Origin of the sequence: Acinetobacter kanungonis (assembly GCF_009939195.1) — a bacterium.
GTDB classification, from domain to species: domain Bacteria; phylum Pseudomonadota; class Gammaproteobacteria; order Pseudomonadales; family Moraxellaceae; genus Acinetobacter; species Acinetobacter kanungonis.
Genome location: NZ_JAACKC010000001.1, coordinates 442,648 through 462,395, shown reverse-complemented (window position 1 = coordinate 462,395; position 19,748 = coordinate 442,648). Strand labels below are relative to the sequence as shown.

Sequence of the window (19,748 nt, the reverse complement as noted above, 5' to 3'; positions counted from 1 at the left end):
GTTTTTTCAATTTTAGCTTTAATTAAGCTTCAATGGTTTGTACTGCAATTTTTTTGGCAGGATCAACTTTACGACGTACCTCAGGTACTGGTTCGCCATAGTATTGACGGTCTGCAAAATAGCTTGAACGTACCATAGGTGCAGACCAGATATTTCTAAATCCAAGTTTACGACCATGCTCTGCATAGCGTTCAAACTCTTCTGGGCTGACAAAACGGTCAATTGGTGCATGTTCTTTAGAAGGCTGTAAATATTGACCGATGGTTACGTAGTCCACATCATGGGCACGTAAGTCGTCTAATAACGCAATCACTTCTTCTTCAGTTTCACCAATACCCACCATCAAACCACATTTGGTTGGCACATCAGGGCAATATTCTTTAAACATTTTAAGTAGCGTTAAAGAGTGCTGGTAATCTGAACCTGGGCGCATGGCTTTATACAAGCGTGGCACAGTTTCAATATTGTGGTTAAACACATCTGGTGGACATTCCGTCATGATGCGTAAAGCAATATCCATACGACCACGGAAGTCAGGCACCAAAATTTCCAACAAGGTTTTCGGGCTTAAGCTGCGTGCTTCTTTAATACAATCCACAAAGTGCTGAGCACCACCATCCAGTAGATCATCACGGTCTACCGAAGTAATTACGGCATATTTTAAACCTAAGTTTGCAATGGTTTCTGCCATATGGCGTGGTTCATCTGGGTCTAACGCATTTGGACGACCATGTGCAACATCACAGAACGGGCAACGACGGGTACAAATGTCGCCCATGATCATGAAGGTTGCTGTACCACCACCGAAACATTCAGGTAAATTCGGGCAAGCTGCTTCTTCACAAACGGTATGTAATTTTTGCGCACGTAGTGTTGTTTTAATGCGTTGAACTTCCTCAGGCGCTGTCATCTTGACACGAATCCAGTCTGGCTTGCGAGGCACTTCAACCGTAGGAACAACTTTGACAGGAATACGTGAGACTTTTTCTGCACCACGAAGTTTAACACCCTGTTCAGGTTTACGGCTTTCAGACATATTCAACTATTCCACTGTTTACACGGAGAGATATGACCACATTATAACGGAATTGCACATTGATAGGGCGAAAACACTATTCATTTTCTAAATGTCGTTATCACTCAATATATGACTATGAAATACAGCAAAGTCACCTATTTTCAGTCATAATAGAGCGAAAATAGACACAGATTTATAGAAAAGGAGCGTTGAATGCCACGTAAGAAAGAGGTCGTTAGTGGAACTTTCGTAAAATACGATGCGGTTGTTCTCGGTTCGGGCCCTGCTGGTGAAGGCGCGGCAATGAAACTTGCCAAATCGGGCAAGCGTGTTGCAATTATTGATATGCGTGAGCAATTAGGGGGGAACTGTACCCACGTTGGGACAATTCCAAGTAAAGCTTTACGTCAAACGGTATCGAGCATTATTCGTTACCAACGTGATCCAATGTTCCAAAAAGTTGGGGATTGGAAACAGTTCACCATGAAGCAAGTGTTGCGTAATGCGCACAAAGTGATTCAACAACAAGTCGATACCCACTCACGCTTTTATGACCGTAATAGAATTGATATTTTCCACGGTCGTGCGTATATCCAAGATGCGAATACAGTATTGGTGTTTACCTCTGAAGGGGTAAAAGAAACCATCATGTTTAAACAGTTGGTGATTGCGACGGGTAGCCGTCCATACCGTCCAGCAATGTTGGATTTCAATCACCCACGTGTATTTGATTCAGACAAAATTTTGGATTTGGATTTCTCAATTCAGAAAATCATTATTTATGGCGCTGGTGTCATTGGCTGTGAATATGCGTCTATCTTCATTGGTCTAGATCACAAAGTTGATTTGATCAACACCCAAATGAAATTGCTCAGCTATTTAGATGATGAAATTTCTGATGCCTTGTCATATCACTTACGTGAGCAGGGTGTGTTGATTCGCCATAACGAACAGATTGATCACCTTGAAACTTTTGATGATCACGTGGTGATGCACTTGCTCAGCGGCAAGAAAATTAAAGCCGATGCGATTTTGTGGTGTAACGGTCGTTCAGGCAATACCGATGGTCTAGGGCTGGAGAATGTTGGGATTACCCCAAACAGCCGCGGTCAAATCATGGTGAATGATCAGTACCAAACCGAAGTTGAAAACATCTACGCTGCGGGTGACGTGATTGGCTGGCCTTCATTGGCTTCTGCTGCCTATGACCAAGGTCGTTGTGCGGGTGCAAACATGAGCGGTGAAGAAGGTGTTCAGCCTGTGGTAGATATTCCAACAGGGATTTATACCATTCCAGAAATTTCTTCAATTGGTAAGAATGAACAGCAGTTAACGGAAGAGAAAATTCCGTACGAAGTGGGTCAAGCGTCTTTCCGTCACTTGGCACGTGCGCAAATTACAGGCGATACCGTGGGCGAATTAAAGATTCTATTCCACCGCGATACCTTGGAAATTTTAGGTGTACATTGCTTTGGTAATAATGCTGCGGAAATTATTCACATTGGTCAGGCCGTGATGAATAGTCCAAACAATACTATCAAGTATTTTGTGGAAACCACATTTAACTATCCGACCATGGCGGAAGCTTACCGTGTAGCGACCTTAAATGGTATGAACCGTTTGTTCTAAGTAATTAGGTCTCTGTAAAAAGCCCATCTTGATGATGGGCTTTTTTTATTTCAAGAACACATATCCAAAGCTCTAAAAAGGGCGAGCACCTGCCAGACTGATGCGTTTTAACAGGCGACGCTGATCTGAGGGGAAGGGCGTTCGAGAATGCAAGGTCACTTGGTTATCCCAAAACACAATGTCGCCTGTTTCCCAAGCATGATCATAACGAAATTCAGGTTTTAAGATGTGTTTGCGCAGTTGTGCGATCAGTGCACTGCCTGCGACATCATCATAATTAAGCAATTCCACTTCTGAGCGGGTATTTAACCACAAGGCCTTACGTCCCGTTTCAGGATGAGTGCGGACAAGAGGATGCGGATAGGCATGTCCTAAAATAGGTTGATCCTTAAAGCGATAATAAGGGCTATTATTGGAATAGTTGTCCGAACCTTTATTGCTGTTGGCTCTGACAAACGGGTTATAAGTGATGAGTTGAAGCTGATCAATAAGGGCTTTGAGTTCAGGCGCCAGCGCATCATAGGCTTGAATGGTGTTATACCAGCTGGTTTCACCGCCAGATTGAGGTAACTCAATCGCATACAGTAATGAACCAAATGATGGTAAAGGTGTCCATTGATGATCTGCATGTGGGCTGAGTTCGCCATGACCAGTGTAGTCGCCTTGCCCCACTGCATTTGAAACAGGCACTACATCGGGCGGTGTGCCTGTATCGGATTGGCTTGCCAGAACAGGATTGTCAGCACTTGGGCTGAAAATTGCGCCAAAATAACTGGCAAAAGCTAAATATTGCAGATCATCCAGACTTTGTTGTTTAAAGATTAAAATGAGGTGTTCTGCTAAAGCTTGCTTGAGCCGATAAATGGTTTCACCAGATTGGGCTTTGCGTGCATCTAAGCCTGTCACCACTGCACCTAAAGCTTGGTCTTTCAATGGGGTAATTTGAATTTCATTACTCGCTTGAAAGGCATCGGGAATATGCCATTGCGGTGCATCATGAATGGCTTGAGAGAGTTGAGTCAGGCTGGTCATTATTGTAGCTCTAAATTTATTGTTGTTTTAAATTATGAAAAACTCAGCATTTTTTGAAATAACAATAAATGCTGAGTTTATGAAAAATCGAGTGAGCGATTTAAGAGATTAATGCGGGCAAAAGGCTTGGTTAAAGTATTCAAACAGTTGTGGGGTTTGTGACCAGAGTGCAATGGCCGCAATGATCAGACCCAATACGACCACACTGATCGAAGTCTTTAGCCAAAATAGAGATGGATTATTCATGAACCACCGCCTTTTCATCGACAAAGAAATGCACCAAGACACCCAAGACACTAAGCGCAATTGAAATCATCCAGACCGCCTGATAATTGCCTGTCATGTCATGATTGACACCGCCAAGCCAGCCACCAAAGAATGAGCCGACTTGATGGGTAAAGAACACAATTCCACTCAGCATCGACAAATAGCGAATGCCAAACATATTGGCAACAATACCATTGGTCAGCGGCACGGTAGATAACCATAATAGCCCCATAATGATGCCGAAGCTATACACGGTCCAAGTGCTGAGTGGTAAAGCTAAAAAGGCAATCATGGCAACACCACGCAGTGCATATAAGCCCATGAGTAGTTTCGGTTTGGAAAATTTGCCGCCTAACCAGCCCGCGCCGTAAGTCCCGAAGATATTAAATAATCCCACCAAGGCAAGGAAGATGGTGCCAGTGGTGGCATCAAAGCCGTGATCTATTAAATAGCCTGGTAAGTGAATGCCAATAAATACCACCTGAAAGCCGCAGACCAAGAAGCCTAAAGCCAAGAACCAAAATGGTTTATGTGCTTTGGCAATGTTGAGAATCTGTTTAAATGTCAGTGCTGGAGCAGCAGATGCTTGGGCATTTGGCGCAACATACATCGGTGCTTTAAGCATCCACGCCAGTGGCACAATGAGCGCAATTAGAATGGCACTCACGACCAAAGCGGCAGACCAGCCAATGCTTTGTAAGAGTAACAAGGTCGATGGCAACATAATGAATTGCCCAAAGGAGCCAGCGGCACTGGCAATTCCCATGGCAAGACTGCGTTTTTCGGGCGGTGCTGCACGTCCAACCGCAGAAAGTAACACGGGGAAAGAGGTTGCAGACAATGCCAAACCTAAAATCAATCCCACACTGACATTCAGCATGAAGCCTGTTGAACTGACTGACATCAACAGCAACCCGATGGCATAGAGCACACCGCCCACTGTTACCACGATTTTACTGCCATATTTATCCGCAAAAGCACCCGTGACAGGCTGTACCGCACCCCAAATCAGGTTTTGTAGGGCAATGGCCAAACTGAAAACATTATGCCCCCAGCCAAACTCGTGGCTCATGGGAACCAAATACAGACCAAAAGCATGTCTTACACCCAATGAAAGTGCCAAAATAATTGCACTTCCGATGAGCATATAAATCAATGGCTTGGAAAATTGACTATCAGACATAGCAGCTTTTGCACGACAATAATGAGGATTGCTCGATATTGTACGCAATAGATCGATAAAATTCGATATTTGAATGAAATATTTGAAAAGTGTAATAAAGTAGGCTCCATCCGTTATTAGCGTAGAACGGACGGAGCATTCAATCAGTATTTGTAATCCAGTTGTAGCCAGAATTTATCGGTATTTACCCCATAATCTTCAGCTTGATAGCTTGAAAATTTAGCCAGTGCAGAGAGACCTTTTAGAGGGAGTGGATGGCTAAATGACACGGCATATTCTTGTCCATAATCCAGACTGTGTTCATCACTACGATAATGATGGTATTCCGTAGCCAATTTCCCTTGGCGCAGAATATTTATGTTTGAACTGAGATAGAGATCAGTTAAACCGTTGGCAGGGGTATTTAGAAAAACATCTGTCCAGCCATTAAATTTGTGTTTGGTAGCCAATGGCGTCTGAAAACCCATTTGACCATGATCACTGCCAAGAACTTCGTAACCCAGTGCGACTTCACCCAAAGGATTGCTAGCTGCGAGGCTGTATCCCAGTTCTACCGTGTAATAGTCAGCATCATAAGCAATCGGCTGATCAGCATAGTCGGATTGCTTGGCATACTCAGCAACATAACGCAGATTTTTGACTTTTCCTGTCACACGCAGTCCATAAGTCTGATTGGACCATGCGGCTAGATCATTAAAATCCATAAGATAACCGTAAGCAGTCATATTCAAGGCAGGCGTGTAATTCCATTTGGCTTGAATCAAATGAATATCACTGTCTTGCTCGCCAACCTGTGCCCGCACATATTTAGGTTCAGGATTTTCACTCCCAAAAATCGTATTCACTTGATTGATATAAGCATAATACAACCCGACATTGGTCAGTGGTTTGAGATTCAGCGCTATAGCATCAAAAGTCTGATCATTTTGACGCCATGCGACCGAACCAACAAAACGCTGATTATCCAGATTAATGAGTTGACGACCTAGGGTTAAATCCAGTTTTGGATTGCTGACATATTTTAAATAGAGCTGATTCAGTTGCAGGTTTTCAGGATCAGGCACACTGCTATAGGTTGTTTCTGCATTTCGTGTGCTGTTGAACCGATCATTTAATTCAATTGTGCCTTCACCTTGCACAAAGCCACTGAAACCATGCCAACTGCCCGTTTGAATGGAGGGGCGAATACGAAGCGTAACAGCATCTGCATTTTCTAATTGATTGTCTTGATCGACCATTTCATAACGTAAGCGCGTGTCCAAGCCAAATTTGGTTTGGGAAAAGAAATCATCAGCAGCGGACGCCGAATTTAAGGAAATGAGGGCGAGCGAAAGCACAGAGAGCATACGTAATTTCATTGAAATTCCCTGAAGTATAAAGGTCTAAGATTTTGAGCAAGGAAGATGGGGGAAGGAGACGAGTGCTCTACCATTCCCCAAATTTGGAAGATTTAAGCCATGCTGTTGCGTTCGAGAACAGCCTGTTCAAAGAGTTGTTTTTCTTTTGCTTTATGTTCGACAGTGAAGCGAATTAAGATGACACTAAAGGCAGCCAAAGTGACCAAACCGCCTAAGATAAACAAGCAGGTTTGTACATCTAACAGTCCTTTAAGTAGGAAACCTGCTGCCACTGCGCCGACATTACCACCCGCACCAATAATCCCAGCGACACCGCCTAAGGCATCACGGTCAATAAACGGAACCAGTGCATAAGTTGCGCCACACGCCATATGGGTGAACAGTGCAAATACTGTCATGCTGATAATCGCCAATACCGCGGTATTCATTTGAGAGAACAGGATTAAGAATAAGCCTTCAAGCAAAACAAAGGTAAAAAGCACTTTGGTGCGTCCATCTAAGCCTTTTGCAATTGCGACTTTGTCTGAAACGATGCCGCCTAAGGCACGCGCAAACAGTGCCAATAAACCGAAGATCCCCGCAGCAAGTCCTGCTTCTTTTAGCCCCATGTTGAAGTGTTCGGTGTAATACATGGCTGCAATGTTATGGATAAAGATCTCAATCCCAAAACAAGCAGCATATGAAACAAATAGAATCCAGACGCGATAGTTACGCGCAGCTTGTAAAAGAATAGCGGTGCTGCCTTTTTTACCGCTGCCTACTTCAATACCTTGTGCACGGAGTTCTTTAAAGTTACCTTGTGGACAGTCTTGTGTGAATTTCCAGTATAAGATCCCGACAATCACCATCATTACGCCTGGTACCAAGAGGGCAATGCGCCAGCCCATGGTTTGCTCAACGCCAAACATTAAGATTGCACCCAAAATCAGTGGCATTAAGGCTTGAGTCGCACCACCACCTGCGTTGCCCCAGCCCGCGGTAGCTGCATTGGCTGTACCCACCACATTCGGCGCAAACATTACGCTGGTGTGATATTGCGTAATCACAAAACTTGCACCAATCGCACCAATTAGCAAACGGAAAAATAAAAAGGATTCATAAGTATTGGCTGCAGCAACACCAAACACAGGAATACTGCCTAAGAGTAACAGTGCGGTGTAGGTTTTACGGGGTCCATATTTATCACACAAGGGTCCAACGATCAGTCGAATTAAAATCGTGATGGCAACTGCCGCAATATTAATATTAGCAATTTGATCTTTGGTTAAATTGAATTCGCCTTTAATCACAGGCATCAATGGTGCACAGGCGAACCATGCAAAGAAGCAGACAAAAAATGCTAACCATGACATATGGAAAGCACGCATCGCAGGTGTAGAGAAACTGAAAAGTTTAATTTGAGTCGCTTTTTTAGCGTCGCTGTTTATTGTTGAAGACATAACCATCCCCTGAACTGAGCGTCATTTTGTTTACAAGCTTTTCGAGAGACTTGTAATCCGATCAGAACGGACATCGTTGGCCGTCTATTTACTGTGTGAATCTGCGTTGATTCATCTTGTAGATTAAAATGCAAGCAATATGCCAAAATTGCTAATTGAACCTTTATTCAGCCCATACTGCGATTAAATACTTGATTATACTCATGAAAATTAATTGATATAAGGCTAAACAGTGAGATGAGATTTTTTAAATATAGATGAATGAAATTTGATCAAAAATAATTCATTCTTTAACGTATTCAGTTAAAGTGCATCATAACAATGCACTATAGAGAATGAATGCGCTGGGTAAAACCACATAGATATTTCACTACATTTAGAATATTTAAATAAATATCATATAAATATGAAGTATTTGTGGTATGAGCTTTAAAAGCGATAACCTATCCCTGCATAGGCCAGAATCGGATTGATTTCTATATTGGCTTTGGAGCGAATCAGTTCACCGAGTTTGGCATCGGTTACTGTAATGGTGGTGTCATTACTGAGCTGTGCATAACTGACCGAGCCGACAGCAAACCAATTGGCATTAAAATCATAGGTGAATCCAACAGTGGCAATCGGTGCAAAGGCATCGGAGGCTTCAAGATCCACTTGAGGATTGGCTGAACTGGTTTTAGCTTCCAAAGATGCGCCCGCATGACCTTCTTTAATATTGGCAATCATATGACCTGCGGCAATTAAATCCTGTTCAATACGTGGGTTCATTTCAAGTTCATTGAAATAGGCATACATCACGCCCAAACCAATATAGGGACGAAATTTATTCACCCCAGTTTTGCCAAAGTGATATTGCAATTCAAATGCAGGGGTCCATGCTCGAGCTGAAGCGGCAGCTCCATGAGCAGACAGGTCGGTAATTAAAATATCGTTTTCTAATTCGAGTTGTCCCAAAGCACTCCCCAATGGACTGGCAATCGCTGAAAAGGGTGCATAGATTTTTCCTTGACCTTGTAAATCAACTTTGGGGGGAATGCCCGCTTTCACCTCTAAAGAGACATGGTCCGTAAAGAAATAATTGCTCATAATACCTAAAGTGGTGACATCGTCGGCTTTAAGTCCAGTACCTGCATTATCCCATTGACTCAAACCGTGTATTTCAGCAGTACCACTTAGGCTTGAAGGTACAGGCGCATCAATTGCTGCCAAACCTTCAAGTGTTGCTTTGAGTAGGGGATTCACTTCGCTGTCTGGGCGAATATTGTCTAAAACAGTTTGTGCTTGAATGCTGCCGACATTCGCTGTTTCACCTTCTGCAACAGCAGTATTGACTCGAAAGGGTTGTGCCTGTCCTTGAGGCATAACGTGCAGTGCACCAACGGAAATAGAGAAGCGTTTAAAACCCTCGCCATCTTGCAGGCTAAAATATGGAGATTTTGCTTGGCTTATTGTAGGCATAAGGGCAATAGCGACTGAAAACGCCAATCCTGATTTTTGCATAGGGGACTCCATGTCCATTTTTCATCATTTTTATTCAGGGGCATTATTCAATATTGAAGCAAAAGAAAACTGTTGTTTTCGAACAGGAATATTTTTAAAAAATTGTGAAAATTACCGTGATTTTTTTATGATTCTGTTACCTGTCAATCAATTGTGTTATTTCAAAAAGCTGTATAGGGATTTAAAGTGGTCGATCTGAATATTTTATAAGTAATTAAAAATAAATAATAAAATGGTTTTGGTTTGTTGGTTTTGGAGATAAAAAAAGATCACCCGAAGGTGACCTTTTTGACCACTGACTTAGTTTTTAAGCCAATGACACGTTTTCAGTCTGAAAACGAGATAAATCTTCTTCAGGACGTGCAGTTAAAATTTCAACGCCGTCTTTGGTCACTAAAATTGTGTGTTCATATTGTGCAGAAAGTTTGTGATCTTTGGTCACAACCGTCCATTTATCACCCAGTAATTTGGTTTGCCATACACCTGCATTGACCATTGGCTCAATGGTAAAGGTCATGCCTTCTTCAAGGATCATACCGCTGTTGCCTTGACCATAATGCAAGACTTGTGGCTCATCATGGAATACCGTGCCAATACCGTGACCACAATATTCACGGACAACGCTAAAACGCTCCGACTCAACGTATTTCTGAATGGCTAAACCAATATCACCAATGGTTGAACCCGGCTTAACCGTTGCAATACCACGATACATCGCTTCTTGTGCGACTTTACATAAACGGTCCGCAAGAATAGAAGTTTCTTCACCCACCACGTACATCATGTTGGTATCGCCGTGGAAACCGTCTTTAATCACGGTCACGTCAATATTTAAGATATCGCCTTTCTTCAAGATTTTGCTTTCAGATGGAATACCGTGACACACCACATGGTTGACTGAAGTACAGATGGTATGTTGAAACGCTGGACGACCAGGTGCCGCGCCATAACCTAAACATGCAGGGATCGCATTTTGCACGTTCACAATATAATCGTGACAAATCGTGTCTAATTCGAGGGTCGTGACCCCTGGTTTGATATGCGGTTTGATCATATCCAACACTTCCGCCGCCAGTCGTCCTGCCACGCGCATTTTTTCAATTTCATCGGCAGTTTTAATTAATCGACGGGGAGCTTGATAAGTTGTGTTCATGATCTCTAAAAACTTTTGGAAATTTGTATGTGACTATGGTATAAATAGCCGCCCATTTTATCAAATGCTTTTTCGTGAATATCTTCACGAGTTATTTGATTCAAATGGGTAAAAATCCGCACATATATCGACACATTACTCTGGGTGCCCTTTAAGGGTGGAGAATGCGGATATATGGAGGCCTAACCCAAACTTTAAGGTAAAGAAAATGGCAGATTACAACGTAAGCATGCGCGACCTTCTTCAAGCAGGCGCTCACTTCGGTCACCAAACTCGTTTCTGGAACCCAAAGATGCGTCAATACATCTTTGGTGCTCGTAACAAAATTCACATCATCAACCTTGAGCACACTGTTCCTGCGTTAAATGATGCTTTGAACTTTGTTAACAATCTTGCAAGCAAAAAGAACAAAGTATTGTTCGTTGGTACTAAACGTGCTGCTTCAAACATCATCCGTGAACAAGCTCAACGCGCTGGTCAACCATATGTAGATCACCGTTGGTTAGGTGGTATGTTGACGAACTGGAAAACACTTCGCCAATCTATCAACCGTTTAAAAGACCTTCAAACTCAATCTCAAGACGGTACTTTCGCTAAGCTTACTAAACGTGAAGCTTTAGAACGCGCTCGTGAGATGGAAAAACTTGAACGTGCTTTAGGCGGCGTTAAAAACATGGGTGGTTTACCTGACGCATTATTCGTAATCGACGTTGACCACGAATCAATCGCGATTAAAGAAGCTAAAAACCTTGGTATTCCTGTAATCGGTATCGTTGATACAAACTCTAACCCAGACAACGTTGATTTCGTTATCCCGGGTAATGACGATGCGATCCGTGCAGTAACACTTTACGCTTCTGCTATGGCTGATGCGATCCTTGCTGGTAAAGAGTACGCTCAAACTCAAGCAAATGCACAAGCAAAAGGCGACGAAGCTGCTAAAGAAGCTCCCGAGGCTTAATGCGTTTTGACGCAAGCTTGTCATTTTTGCGACATGTGATGGTGGCAAAGTAAGCGTCATGTATGCAGACGGCCCATGAGCATCCCTCTGGGCCGTTTCTGTTCTAAAAAGAATTCATTTTCTACCGATTTTTAGGAGATTCACATGACTGCTATTACTGCAAGCATGGTTAAAGAATTGCGTGACCGTACTGGTTTAGCAATGATGGAATGTAAAAAAGCATTAACAGAAGCGAACGGTGACATCGAATTAGCGATTGATAACCTTCGTAAATCTGGTCAAGCTAAAGCTGCTAAAAAAGCAGGTAACATCGCTGCTGACGGCGCGATCACTATCGCTCAAGAAGGCAACAAAGCAATTCTTTTAGAAGTAAACTGCCAAACTGACTTCGTTGCTAAAGACGAAAACTTTGCTGGTTTCTCTGCTAAAGTTGCTGCTGCTGCACTTGCTGCTGGCGAAACTGATGCTGCTAAAATTGCTGAACTTAAACTTGAAGATGGTGCTACTGTTGAAGAAGCGCGTATCGCTCTTGTTCAAAAAATCGGTGAAAACATCCAAGTACGTCGTGCTAAAATTGTTGAAGGTGAAAACCTTGCAGTTTACAAACACGGTTTAAAAATTGGTGTTGTAGTTGCTTACACAGGTTCTGCTGAAACTGGTAAAGGCGTTGCAATGCACGTTGCTGCATTCAACCCAGTTGCTGTAACTGCTGAAGGCGTTTCTGCTGATCTTATCGCGAAAGAGAAAGAAATTGCTGAAGCGAAAGCGATTGAATCTGGTAAGCCAGCAAACATCGTTGAGAAAATGGTAACTGGTTCAGTTGAGAAATACTTGAACGAAGTTGTTCTTGAGCGTCAAATGTACGTAATCGACAACGACAAGAAAGTTGCTGAAGTATTGAAAGCGACTGGTACAACTGTAGCTCAATTCGTTCGTTTCGAAGTGGGTGAAGGTATTGAGAAAAAAGCGGAACTTTCTTTTGCTGAAGAAGTTGCTGCTGCTCAAGCTGCTGCAAAATAATCTAATTTTGCAAAAAAAAGCCCCGTTTGGGGCTTTTTTTATATCGAATAAAAAGGATAACAAGACATGAATAAAACAAATTTAAGAATCGGTATCGTCATTCTGGTGCTGATTGGTGCGTATTTAGGTTTTGATCGGGAACAAAAACAAAACCCGCAGCTGAATAATACGCAGTCAGCAGTGGTTCTGTCCGAAACACAATCAACTTTGGATGATAGTGAAAAAATCCAACAGGCATTTCAACAGCAGCAAAGCAATGTTCAAGTGCATGCCGAAGGTCGAGTCAAAGCAGTTTTAGAGGATGATAATGAGGGTTCACGGCATCAAAAATTTATTCTTGAGCTTAGCAATGGTTTAACTGTGTTGGTGGCACATAATATTGATTTAGCACCACGAATTGAAAATTTAAAGAAAGGAGATGTGGTTGAATTTTATGGGGAATATGAATACAACCCTAAAGGCGGGGTGATTCACTGGACGCATCATGATCCGCAGCAACGTCATATTGCTGGCTGGTTAAAATATCAGGGAAAAGCCTACCAATAGTGAAAATTGTAGACAGCAATTTTGTTCTATACAGCCAAAATAATCATGTTATGTTGCAATTGGTCAGCACTTAGTGGGTATGCATGAACAATTGTATGAATGAAACACAGCATGAGTTTGTGAAATTTAAGCATGTACAAGAATTAGGCGGCTTAGAGTTGCTGAATGCGTCATATGTACAAAAGCAATTTTCCAAACACGTTCATGAAGGATATTGCATTGGGGTGATTGAAGAAGGTGCGCAGTCTTTTTATAGGACGGGTGCGCTGCATGTTGCACCGAAAGGTGACATTATTTTGGTCAATGCGGATGAAGTGCATACGGGCTCCTCTGCGGTAGCGACAGGATGGCGTTATCGTGCGATTTATCCAACTCCTGAAATGCTGAAGGATGTCAGTCAGGACTTTTTTCACTCCTCGGGGACAATGCCGTGGTTTCCGAATGCTGTCATTCATGATGAAGGTTTGGCACAACAACTGAGCTTATTATTCGATTTATTAGAAAATAAAGATAATCAACTGTTTAAGCAAACCTTATATCTCTCCACTTTGGCGTATTTGATGTCGCATCATAGCCGTATTAAAGTGGGTGAGTTGCCTTTACCCGAAGCGCAAAATCGAATCTTGATGATCAAGGATTTATTGGCAAGTACGCCTGAAAAAGACTTTTCATTGAATGAACTTGCAGAAACTGCAGGTTTAAGTCCTTGGCATTTTTTACGTCAATTTAAAAAATATACAGGCTTACCGCCGCATGCATGGTTAATTCAGTTTCGTTTACATCGTGCCAAACAGCTTTTAAAACGGGGCGAAAACATTGCCTTGGTGGCTGACTTATGTGGCTTTTCAGATCAGAGTCATTTCAATCGCCATTTTAAAAAAGCCATGGGGGTAACACCTTTGCAATATGTGACCAGTCTGCGTTAATTCAAACGAGAGTATATTTGAATTCTTAGATTTTAATTTCTTATCTCTATCATTTCATTATTCTTTATAAATATAAAAGCGAAAGCAGTCAGCAATTTCATACAAGAAAACTCAGTGAGAGAACCCTTATTTTATTTGGGTGTTCTTGAAGATGTGTAATTTATGGATCTCTCTCAACAGCAACTGGATACTACAACGAATCAAAAATCCCAAGATTTTATGCAAGGAGCTTTAGATATTTTACCGTTATCAATTGCAGTCCTCCCATGGGGTATCTTGGCGGGTTCAGTGGCAATTGATGCGGGACTAACAATCCCTCAAGCGGTCGCGATGTCGGCAGTGGTATTTGCTGGTGCAGCGCAGCTGGTCAGTTTGGGAATGTGGTCGGCCGATGCCACAGCAATCACCATTGCAATAACGGTTTTTTTCTTGACCAGTCAGCATTTTATTTATGCACTTACGCTGCGCAAGGATATTTCTGTTTTGGCGAGTTATTACCGTATTCCTTTGGGTTTTTTATTAACCGATGAGTTGTTTGCGGTTGCCATGCGAAAATCACAGCGTCGACCATATTATCTGCTGGGTGCAGGGTTAAGTTTCTATTTGGCATGGGTGCTGTTTAGCGTGTTGGGAATCTATTTAGCATCGACCATCCCCAATTTATCCAGTCTACATCTGGATTTTTCAATTGTTGCTGTGCTGGTGGCGATTATTGTGCCTTTTATAAAAAATTGGGTCAGTTTGCTGGGGGTACTCACAACAATCATCAGTTCCCTTTGCCTCACCGCCTTACATATTGATGCTGCCATCCTAATTTCGGGCATGCTGGGAATGGGTGTGGCGGTCTATATGGAACGCTGGGAGAAAAAGGCATGAGTTGGGCATTTATTTTCTTGTTGGCTGGGATTGTTTTTTTTAATCGCTATGTGTTTTTAGAACCTAAAGTTGCCATTCGGTTTCCCGTTTTTTTTGAGCGCATGTTGAAGTATTCGGCGCCTTGTTTGCTCACCGCCATTTGTATTCCGATTATTTTTTATGATGCAGGTGAGTGGCGATCCTTAACTAGCAATAGTTATTTTTATGCGACGATTTTTTGCGTACTGGTGTCCTTATTTCTGCGTCGGGTTTTATTAAGTTTGGCTTTAAGTTTGCTGTTTTTTTATGCATTAGAGATGTTGGTCTTTTGAATCAATTCACTGTGGAAAAGCTAAAGAAAGGGCTCTTCCACAGTCAAAATTGGAAATGCGCGCTAAATTGCGTTCATTTGCGCTCTAGCATGGGTTTTTAATTTAGGCACTAGTTTACTTAGATACGCATCCATACACCAAATTGGGCCGATGAGGAGGAATTGGAGGTCTTTAAAGAAAGAAGGTTTCTTTCCTTCAATTTTATGCCCATAAAACTGTCCAATCCATGCAAAAACGAACAGCGCAATATAAAAACCAACACCGACAGGTAATATGTAAATTAGCCATGCCATAACAACAATGAGTGCAGCCATTGCAACGGCCAAAACAATATCCAAGCGGCTATAAAAGAGCAGGGTTAAGATCACAATCAGTGCGGTGAGCAAAGCGCTAAAATGCGCCAAGATGCCAATAATTGAAAATAGAATTGTGGGTACGCAAAACCAGTGAATGAGTTTGTTGGTTTTATTTTGGTGACTTTCGCTATATTCATCGAACCATTCTGTCACGGTTTTCATAAGTCGCTCCTGCGAAGTGTGATGTGTTGTCGTTTTTATTTCCTTCATTTAACCGAAAATATAAAACAGAATTGAAGTGAGGTCAAAATGACAGTTTGGTGCTTAAGATGGATGTTTGGCTGGAGAGATAGGGATCACAGCAGTATAAAGAGACCTTGAAACTGCTGTGAACATTTAAGTGATTTATGCTGGCTTAGTTGGCAGCATGAAAGACTTCTTTTCCTTCTTTGAAAGTGGCGAGCACTTTAATATTTTTGATTTGATTGCTGGGTACGGTCATGGGGTTTTGATCAAGAATGACAAAGTCAGCCAATTTCCCAGCACTCAAGGTTCCTTTACTGTCTTCTTCAAAATATTGATAGGCAGCCCAGCTGGTCATGCTCTTGAGTGCAAGATAAGGACTGACACGCTGCTCGGCACCTAACACGACGCCACTACGTGTGACTCGATTGACCGTCGTATCTAAGGTCATCATGCTATTCGGCGGAATAACAGGGGCATCATGATGCTCGGTAAATAAAATACCTTTACGCAGCGCCGAACCTGTTGGTGAAATATTCTGGGCACGTTGTAGTCCCAAAGTTTGGTGAATATGCCAATCCCCCCAGTAGTAGGTGTGTAGCGAAAAGAATGATGGAATCAGTTTTAGTTCTTTGGCTTTATCAAGTTGATCTTCGCGCATGGTTTGCGCATGAATAATCACATTACGTCGATCTCGGGCTGGGAATTTAGCGGTGGCATTCTCGATGGTCGTTAAATACTGGTCAATTGCAGCATCGCCATTGGCATGAGCCAGAATTTGCCAATTATTTTGGAAAGTTAAATCAATCAGATTTTGAACTGTACTTTGTTGTGGGAATGCGGCATAACCCCGATAAGATTTTTTCTGACCTTCAGGCGGAACCAAATATGGTTTAGTCAGCCAAGCCGTTTTACCCTGAGGCGACCCATCCAGACTGATTTTAACCCCACCAATGCGATAGTGGTGTTTATAGTCCCGTGAAGTACCATGTTGCAGCATGTAGGTTTGTTCTGTACTGATATCTGGATAGACCACCAAATCTACAGGCAATTTGCCTTTTTGCGCGATATTACGCCATAACTCTGAAGTACCTGCATCCGCTCGACCTTCTTGAATGGTGGTATAGCCATTTTTCACATAAGTTTGCACAGCCGTTAGTGCCATTTTCTCCATCACCTCAGGCGGCATATGTTGGAAAATCTGGATCATGGCGTGAAAAACGATACTTTCTTCCAGTACACCATTCGGTTCTTTCGAGTTTGCTTTGCGACGGATGACGCCACCAACAGGGTTGGGTGTTTTGGCATCAATTTTAAGCAGTTCAAGCGCTTTGTGGTTGACTGTGGCTAAATGTCCTGACTGATGCAAAATAATGACAGGTTGCTCTGTGGAAATTTCATCCAGTTCGGTCGCTGTCGGATGGCGCTGTTCTGCAAGTTGTGCATCATCGTAGCCATTACCAATAATCCAGCCCGAGGATTGTTGAATAAATTCAGGATTCTTATTTTTCCATTCCTGCATGGTTTGAATGAGAGAAGGGATGTCCGTCACTTTACCATCTGGAGGAGAATATAAATTTGCTACAGTTTGTTGTAGTCCAACACTGTTCGCATGACTATGTGCATCAATCAGCCCAGGGATCACCGTATTGTTCTTTAGATTAAAACGTTGTGCACGCTGATTCAGTCGTTTGGCTTCATCAAAAGACCCAGTGAATTTAATCATGCCATTTTCAACCAACATGGCTTCCACATAAGTGGGGGTGTCACCTTGCATGGTGAGAATGGGACCCCCATGCAGAATAAAGGTTGCATCCTGTTTGGGATCTGACTTTTCACCACGATGGATGTGTTTGGAGATTGAATAGCTGCATGCAGACAATAAAACCGTGCTCATCAGAGCTAAAACTTTTAAATGTGAAGTATTAAGACATTGGATTGATTTGGTCATTGGATCGTTTTCCCCCTGAGGTCGTCGATTTCTTGTCTTTTTTTTAAAATAACATATTAAATAAACGAGAAAATAAAAAAAGCCACTTTTAGTGGCTTTTATGTCAAATGTTTTGCAGCAGTGAAATTAAGAGTTGGGACCTGCAACGCGTTCAATGCTTACTTTTGCTGTCCCTGCATTGGTGATACCAAGCTGTTTCGCTGCACCATAAGAAAGATCGAGTACACGGTTGCCATGGAATGGACCACGGTCATTCACTTTTACCACAACGCTTTTGCCGTTGTTCTTGTTGGTTACACGAATATAGCAGTTCAGTGGTAGGCTGCGGTGTGCTGCAGTGAGCGCATTCATATCGAATGTTTCACCATTGGCAGTTTTACGACCATGGAACTGGCGTCCGTACCATGAAGCAACACCTGTTTGGCTGAACTGACGAACTGTGTTTGACGCAACATCATTTAACTTGTCAATGACTGAAGGCTCGTCTGCTGGGATCTCAATTTTCGCTGCGATTGTTTCGCGACGGATTTTATCTCCAGAACTCTCAGTAATTGAAAGGCTATTTAAGTTTGAAAAGTGAGAGTTAAAACTCTGAGCATCTTTGTTTAACACACGCGCTGCTAAACGTGAATTATCATTGTCATTGTTTAACGACGATGACTGGACCAATTCTGCCTGTGATTGACTCAGGGCGAACGTGGTCGCGATAGCTAAAATATATTTCATTGAAGAATGCATAAAATCTCCTAAAGACCGATTTGCAGAGCAGTAATTCAGGTATAAAACCTTGAAATACAAGCAAACAAGTCAATTTATCCACTTGTGCAACTACATTTGACGAGATGGATAATATTCATGCCACCAATAAAGTGTCTAGTCTTTATACTGAAATAGTTACAAAAAGTAGGTAATTAAATTGTTTTTAGATTAAAAAATATACAGTATTGTAACATAATATAAAAAAAGCTTAAAATACGTACTTTAAGCTTTAAAAAAAGATTGACTTTTATAATTTTGTTTAAATTATCGATTAACGACTGGCAATTTCAGTGCCCAATTGCCACACGGCGGTGGCATACATTCGGCTCTTGTTGTAGGTCGTAATTACTTGGAAATTTGGGTAGGTAATGTAGTAACTTGGACCATAATTTTCTTCAAGTTGGATGACATTAACTAGATCTAAATCATCAATATGCACCACAGGATTAATCGGTGAAATACCGCGTGGTTTCAGCACACCATACGGTGTTGGTTGCTCTAAATTTTTAGCAATCACGGTTTCAGGAGTTGAACCTGTGTAACGCGCAGCAAAACCAATCGGTTGATTACGTTGCCAGCCATGTTGCGATAGATAATTTGCAATTGATCCAATGGCATCTACAGCTGAATTTCTCAAGTCAATATGTCCATTGCCATCATAGTCCACACCATATTTAGGAATGTTGCTAGGCATGAATTGGGGATAACCAATTGCACCTGCATAAGAACCGACGACAGAATTGGCTGGAATGCCATCTTTATAGGTCCAAGCAATCAGAGCAGACAGTTCATCTTGGAAATAGGCTGCGCGGCGTTCATAGCCAAATGCGAGCGTTGCCAAAGCATCTCGGGTAATGAAATTGCCTTTATTGGCACCAAAACCTGTTTCTACGCCTAAAATGCCCAGAATTACCGATTGTGGAACACCAAATTGTTGCTCTGCACGATTTAAGGTGTCTGCATATTGGCTTTTAAAGCGCACGCCACGCTGAATGGTACTTTCAGCCATGAAATTGGTTTTATAGTCATACCATGGTTTACTTTCACCAGGTCGGTTCATAATATTGATAATATTTGGAAGATTACGTGAACCATTCATTGCCCAGTCAACTTGTTCGGCTGTGAGACCATAGCTCCGCATGGTTTTTTCTTTAAAACTAGAATATTGAGGATCATTTGCAAAATCATTGGCTTGGCAAAAACTGGTAGCTGAAAATGTACCAATAAGTAAAAATAAACGCTTCAGTTTTTTATTAATAGACAAATGTGTCATATAGGTT

19 protein-coding genes are annotated in these 19,748 nt (G+C 42.1%); 7 read left to right on the top strand and 12 right to left on the bottom strand.

What is annotated here, in order from left to right; all coding sequences use genetic code 11:
- Positions 1-22 precede the first annotated feature (22 nt).
- Positions 23-1,036 carry a lipoyl synthase gene (lipA, locus tag GWK51_RS01985; protein WP_100241027.1) on the bottom strand — a complete coding sequence of 338 codons (1,014 nt, stop codon included), beginning with the start codon at positions 1,034-1,036 and terminating at the stop codon, positions 23-25.
- Positions 1,037-1,231: 195 nt separating this feature from the next.
- Here lipA and sthA point away from each other — a divergent pair, with 195 nt between their 5' ends.
- Positions 1,232-2,647, top strand: a complete 1,416-nt coding sequence (gene sthA / locus GWK51_RS01980; protein ID WP_100241028.1) for a Si-specific NAD(P)(+) transhydrogenase — start codon at positions 1,232-1,234, stop codon at positions 2,645-2,647.
- A 72-nt stretch (positions 2,648-2,719) separates the two neighbouring features.
- On the opposite strand, the gene GWK51_RS01975 is transcribed toward sthA, so the two are convergent.
- The 7 genes from GWK51_RS01975 to map form a co-directional block, all read right to left on the bottom strand.
- Positions 2,720-3,679, bottom strand: a complete 960-nt coding sequence (locus GWK51_RS01975) for a TauD/TfdA dioxygenase family protein (protein ID WP_161932471.1) — start codon at positions 3,677-3,679, stop codon at positions 2,720-2,722.
- A gap of 108 nt (positions 3,680-3,787) precedes the next feature.
- Positions 3,788-3,925: a hypothetical protein gene (locus tag GWK51_RS16435; protein ID WP_171479137.1), complete on the bottom strand. Its 138-nt coding sequence runs from the start codon at positions 3,923-3,925 to the stop codon at positions 3,788-3,790.
- Positions 3,918-5,129 carry an MFS transporter gene (locus GWK51_RS01970; RefSeq protein ID WP_161932470.1) on the bottom strand — a complete coding sequence of 404 codons (1,212 nt, stop codon included), beginning with the start codon at positions 5,127-5,129 and terminating at the stop codon, positions 3,918-3,920. Before GWK51_RS01970 ends, GWK51_RS16435 begins: the two co-directional genes overlap by 8 nt.
- Positions 5,130-5,272: 143 nt before the next feature.
- Complete coding sequence (locus GWK51_RS01965) at positions 5,273-6,487, bottom strand: alginate export family protein (RefSeq protein WP_161932469.1); 1,215 nt, start codon at positions 6,485-6,487, stop codon at positions 5,273-5,275.
- A gap of 92 nt (positions 6,488-6,579) precedes the next feature.
- Positions 6,580-7,926 (bottom strand): MFS transporter, encoded by a 1,347-nt coding sequence (locus tag GWK51_RS01960; RefSeq protein ID WP_100241031.1) that lies wholly within the window; start codon positions 7,924-7,926, stop codon positions 6,580-6,582.
- 429 nt (positions 7,927-8,355) lie between these two features.
- A complete protein-coding gene (locus tag GWK51_RS01955) occupies positions 8,356-9,426 on the bottom strand; it encodes an OmpW/AlkL family protein (protein WP_161932468.1) in 1,071 nt (356 codons plus the stop codon).
- Between the two features lie 307 nt (positions 9,427-9,733).
- Positions 9,734-10,579 (bottom strand): type I methionyl aminopeptidase, encoded by an 846-nt coding sequence (gene map, locus GWK51_RS01950; RefSeq protein ID WP_161932467.1) that lies wholly within the window; start codon positions 10,577-10,579, stop codon positions 9,734-9,736.
- A 208-nt stretch (positions 10,580-10,787) separates the two neighbouring features.
- Here map and rpsB point away from each other — a divergent pair, with 208 nt between their 5' ends.
- The 6 genes from rpsB to GWK51_RS01920 all read left to right on the top strand — a co-directional run bounded on the left by rpsB (position 10,788) and on the right by GWK51_RS01920 (position 15,219).
- Positions 10,788-11,540 carry a 30S ribosomal protein S2 gene (gene rpsB, locus GWK51_RS01945; RefSeq protein WP_100241034.1) on the top strand — a complete coding sequence of 251 codons (753 nt, stop codon included), beginning with the start codon at positions 10,788-10,790 and terminating at the stop codon, positions 11,538-11,540.
- Between the two features lie 144 nt (positions 11,541-11,684).
- Positions 11,685-12,560, top strand: a complete 876-nt coding sequence (gene tsf / locus GWK51_RS01940; protein ID WP_100241035.1) for a translation elongation factor Ts — start codon at positions 11,685-11,687, stop codon at positions 12,558-12,560.
- A 66-nt stretch (positions 12,561-12,626) separates the two neighbouring features.
- Positions 12,627-13,106, top strand: coding sequence for a DUF3465 domain-containing protein (locus tag GWK51_RS01935; RefSeq protein ID WP_161932466.1), 480 nt, complete (start codon positions 12,627-12,629; stop codon positions 13,104-13,106).
- 95 nt (positions 13,107-13,201) lie between these two features.
- Complete coding sequence (locus GWK51_RS01930) at positions 13,202-14,032, top strand: helix-turn-helix transcriptional regulator (RefSeq protein ID WP_161932465.1); 831 nt, start codon at positions 13,202-13,204, stop codon at positions 14,030-14,032.
- A gap of 162 nt (positions 14,033-14,194) precedes the next feature.
- The gene (locus GWK51_RS01925; RefSeq protein WP_161932464.1) at positions 14,195-14,908 is read left to right on the top strand and encodes an AzlC family ABC transporter permease; all 714 of its coding nucleotides are present in this window, start codon (positions 14,195-14,197) and stop codon (positions 14,906-14,908) included.
- Positions 14,905-15,219, top strand: a complete 315-nt coding sequence (locus tag GWK51_RS01920) for an AzlD domain-containing protein (RefSeq protein ID WP_161932463.1) — start codon at positions 14,905-14,907, stop codon at positions 15,217-15,219. Before GWK51_RS01925 ends, GWK51_RS01920 begins: the two co-directional genes overlap by 4 nt.
- A 62-nt stretch (positions 15,220-15,281) precedes the next feature.
- Here GWK51_RS01920 and GWK51_RS01915 read toward each other — a convergent pair whose 3' ends face one another.
- The 4 genes from GWK51_RS01915 to mltB all read right to left on the bottom strand — a co-directional run bounded on the left by GWK51_RS01915 (position 15,282) and on the right by mltB (position 19,741).
- Positions 15,282-15,737 (bottom strand): Mpo1 family 2-hydroxy fatty acid dioxygenase, encoded by a 456-nt coding sequence (locus tag GWK51_RS01915; RefSeq protein ID WP_161932462.1) that lies wholly within the window; start codon positions 15,735-15,737, stop codon positions 15,282-15,284.
- Between the two features lie 193 nt (positions 15,738-15,930).
- The gene (locus GWK51_RS01910) at positions 15,931-17,709 is read right to left on the bottom strand and encodes an amidohydrolase (protein ID WP_161932461.1); all 1,779 of its coding nucleotides are present in this window, start codon (positions 17,707-17,709) and stop codon (positions 15,931-15,933) included.
- A 126-nt stretch (positions 17,710-17,835) separates the two neighbouring features.
- Positions 17,836-18,447, bottom strand: a complete 612-nt coding sequence (locus GWK51_RS01905) for a septal ring lytic transglycosylase RlpA family protein (protein WP_100241042.1) — start codon at positions 18,445-18,447, stop codon at positions 17,836-17,838.
- Between the two features lie 292 nt (positions 18,448-18,739).
- The gene (gene mltB, locus GWK51_RS01900; protein ID WP_161932460.1) at positions 18,740-19,741 is read right to left on the bottom strand and encodes a lytic murein transglycosylase B; all 1,002 of its coding nucleotides are present in this window, start codon (positions 19,739-19,741) and stop codon (positions 18,740-18,742) included.
- Between the last annotated feature and the right edge of the window lie 7 nt (positions 19,742-19,748).